Annotated in this window: 1 protein-coding gene and 2 pseudogenes; 1 reads left to right on the top strand and 2 read right to left on the bottom strand. The window is 63.8% G+C overall.

From position 1 onward, the window contains the following. A pseudogene (locus B073_RS39215) lies at positions 1–567 on the bottom strand (IS5 family transposase); the annotation flags it as partial. A gap of 421 nt (positions 568–988) precedes the next feature. After that, a complete protein-coding gene (locus B073_RS0106165) occupies positions 989–2,299 on the bottom strand; it encodes an alpha/beta fold hydrolase (protein WP_018537220.1) in 1,311 nt (436 codons plus the stop codon). A 724-nt stretch (positions 2,300–3,023) separates the two neighbouring features. Here B073_RS0106165 and B073_RS45525 point away from each other — a divergent pair. Further along, positions 3,024–3,099 (top strand): annotated as a pseudogene (locus B073_RS45525) (IS5/IS1182 family transposase); the annotation flags it as partial.

The raw sequence follows: 3,099 nt of genomic DNA, 5'->3' as shown, positions 1-3,099 counted from the left end.
TGCAGTCCGCTCGCTGTCCCGGCGTGACGAGCAAGGACAACGGGCGACAGCACCCGTCGGCACTCAGGTGGAGCTTGCTGGTGAGCCCGCCGCGCAAGCGGCCCAGACCTTCACTTCCTGCACTTCCTGCACCACCTCCACCAGGCGGGCGAGCAGGCTCTGCCACGGCGTCCCGTCCTGATGTTCCGTTCCTGCGGCCCCCTTTGATGCAGGTGCCGGTAGCGGATCGGTACGGGCGCCGGCCGCGTGCTGGTGGGCGCGAACGACGGTGGAGCCGACGGAGATGTCCCAGTCGATCTCTCCCGCAGCGTCAGCCGCGGCCTGCACCTGCTGCAGCAGACGCTCCCAGGTGCCGTCGGCCGACCACAGCCGGTGGCGCTCGTACACCGTCTTCCACGGACCAAACCGCTCCGGCAGATCCCGCCAGTGCACCCCGGTCCGCACCCGATGCAAAATCCCGTCAATCACCTGCCGATGATCCCGCCACCGGCCACAACGCCCATTGCTGACCGGCAGAAACGGCCGCAACCGCCGCCACTCTGCATCCGTCAAATCACCCCGCCCCATGCCTACACCAACGACACAGGCGCACGCCGGTCGCATGATCATCCGGACAACTCCTAGACGGAACGGAAGGCACATCCGGAACACGGCAAACGATCAACTACGCCTCCTCGCAACGGAAGCCGCGACTGATCGTCCCCGTGTGGCCCGCGACACGTGCATCATGGGCGTATGAGCCAGCACGACAGACTCGTCGGCGCTGCCGCACTGAAGCGGCTCAGGCAAAGCCGTGCATGTCCCTCTCGGCCATGGCCCGCACGCTCGTCGCGACAGCCACACGCCTTGGGCAGCCCCTTGACGCCAGCCTCGCAAGCATTCAACGCTCGGTTTCGCGGTGGGAGAGCCTCAACACGCCTTTACTGCCGAATGAGTGGTACCAGCTCCTGCTCGGTTCCGATCGCCGTGTACTGGCTGGCGTCAGGACTCAGACCACGCCGCGGACCATCTTGATCATCCGATCAAGAACGCGGCCACCACTGACCCCCAGTCCATCGTGTTCGTACTCGTTGGTGATCCAGGTGCGCAGCGATTTGACTATTCGAGCCGTGGCTAGGGAGTCGGCAGGGTCCACATACATGTCGTCGTGGTACACCACGGCGGCGACAGGGACATCGTTGTGAGCGAGTTGTTCCGCACTGTACAAATCCGGCCACTCTTGGCGCCACGCGATCTTGTGTGCCGCACCCTGAAGAGGAGCGAGCGCGGGATCCACCGAGAACATCCAGGGGTAGATCATCTCGCCCGTGAAAAGCAATGGTTCGCCCGCCGACAGCGTCTTGTCCACGTCGAACTGGGGGAACTCCTCCCTGACGGTCTGTGCTGCCCAACCGGTAGCCTCCGGAGAGACCGACCGCTGAGCGTAGGACGTTTCGAGCAATACGGCATGGAGTGGGTTGAATGCGCGGGAAAGATGGCGCTGAACCTCGTACAGAAAGGAGTCGGAGAGCCGGGGCTCGCCGGGGCCGGACAGAAATGCGTCCTCAAGTAGATAGTGCAGCTTGTGTGATCCAGTGTTCATGCCGAGCATCACGCCAAGGGCCTGGAATGCCTCGCTGGTAAGCAATCCGCCGTCTGGGAGCCGTACTTCGTGATCTCGCAGATGCTGGGCAATTTCCCGAGCGGTGGCCACATCCTGCGGATAACGTGCGTAGTGCCCTTCACTCTTCCGCTCTGCGCGCGGATACGCAGCCCGGTACACGTCCTGTGGACTCGCGCTGATGCTCGGCAGGCCGCCACTGATGAATGCCTCGCGCAGCCCTTGCGGCGCGAATGACAAATAGCTGAGTATGCACTTGCCGCCGTAGCTTTGCCCCAACAGTGACCATTTGACGTCCTGACCGACAAGTTGACGGCGAATCAGTTCGCAGTCTGCAACAATGGAGTCTGCGCGGAAATGCGCAAGGTAGGCGGCCTGCGCCGCGGCGTCACCGCGCTGCGGCAGGGTCTGCCGGTTCGCAGGCGTCGAACTTCCCGTGCCGCGCTGGTCGAGAAGCAGAACTCGGTAATCGTCGAGAGCCCGTGCCAGCCAACTGTTCCGACCTAGTGGGCGCGGGGAGCGCCCGCCCGGGCCACCTTGGAGGAAGACCAACCACGGTAACGGCTTACCCTCCCTGCTGGCTGCGACCACCTCGCGGGCGTAGACCTCGATCCGCTCCCCGTCGGGTTGAGAGTGGTCCAAGGGCACGCTAAAGGTGTGGTCGGTGAGGACGGTTCCGGGTTGGCGATACGTGGTCATCGGTCTCCTCCGACTGATTGGCAAGCAGACTTCGCGGCGGCCGAACTGGCCGTGCGTTCTGGAACGCTGCCCCTGCGGAGAATCGTCGTTACCGAGGGCAAGATAATCACCGCTCCACCACAGAACTGCGCTCGCCTTCTGCTCTGCTCGGTCGCGCTACTGCTTAACCGACCCCAACAGGATGTTTACCCAGTACACCGAACTGTCCAAGCCACTGCGGGCCTCGCTCGCAAAGCTCAGCATCTCTGCTTCCCAAGCAGATCCTTGAACTCGTCTGATACCTCGCTGACCAGTGACAACACCAGCGCCTAGAGCCACGACCCGGCACGACCTGGCAAGACGTTATGCACCAGTCCCGCGGGGTGGTGTTAATTAGCCCTATTTCGTGAAGGTCAATTCCGTCTTGATCTGGGCCCTCCCACACGTCTCCTGAGGTCAGCGGGCTGCAGCAAGGACCACTGCAAACCGGCCCCTTGTCGACTGAGGCCACTTGAGGCCAACCCAGTAAGGTCGCCTTGCCAACGTCGAGCCAGCGCGGCTCGTCATGTTCTCGCATCTCCGTCGGCTCCACCGTCGTTCGCGCCCACCAGCACGCGGCCGGCGCCCGTACCGATCCGCCACCGGCACCTGCATCAAAGGGGGCCGCAGGAACGGAACATCAGGACGAGACGTCGTGGCAGAGCCTGCTCGCCCGCCTGGTGGAGGTGGTGCAGGAAGTGAAGGTCTGGGCCGCTCGCGCGGCGGGCTCACCAGCAAGCTCCACCTGAGTGCCGACGGGTGCTGTCGCCCGTTGTCCTTGC

The sequence above is a fragment of the Streptomyces sp. MspMP-M5 genome, from assembly GCF_000373585.1.
Lineage (GTDB): Bacteria > Actinomycetota > Actinomycetes > Streptomycetales > Streptomycetaceae > Streptomyces.
The sequence above is the reverse complement of the archived record's forward strand: the minus strand, read 5'-3'. Positions and strand labels throughout refer to the sequence as shown.

Excerpts from the sequence above, each read along its gene's own strand:
- B073_RS0106165 (WP_018537220.1), bottom strand. The coding sequence starts at position 2,299 with ATGACCACGTATCGCCAACCCGGAACCGTCCTCACCGACCACACCTTT.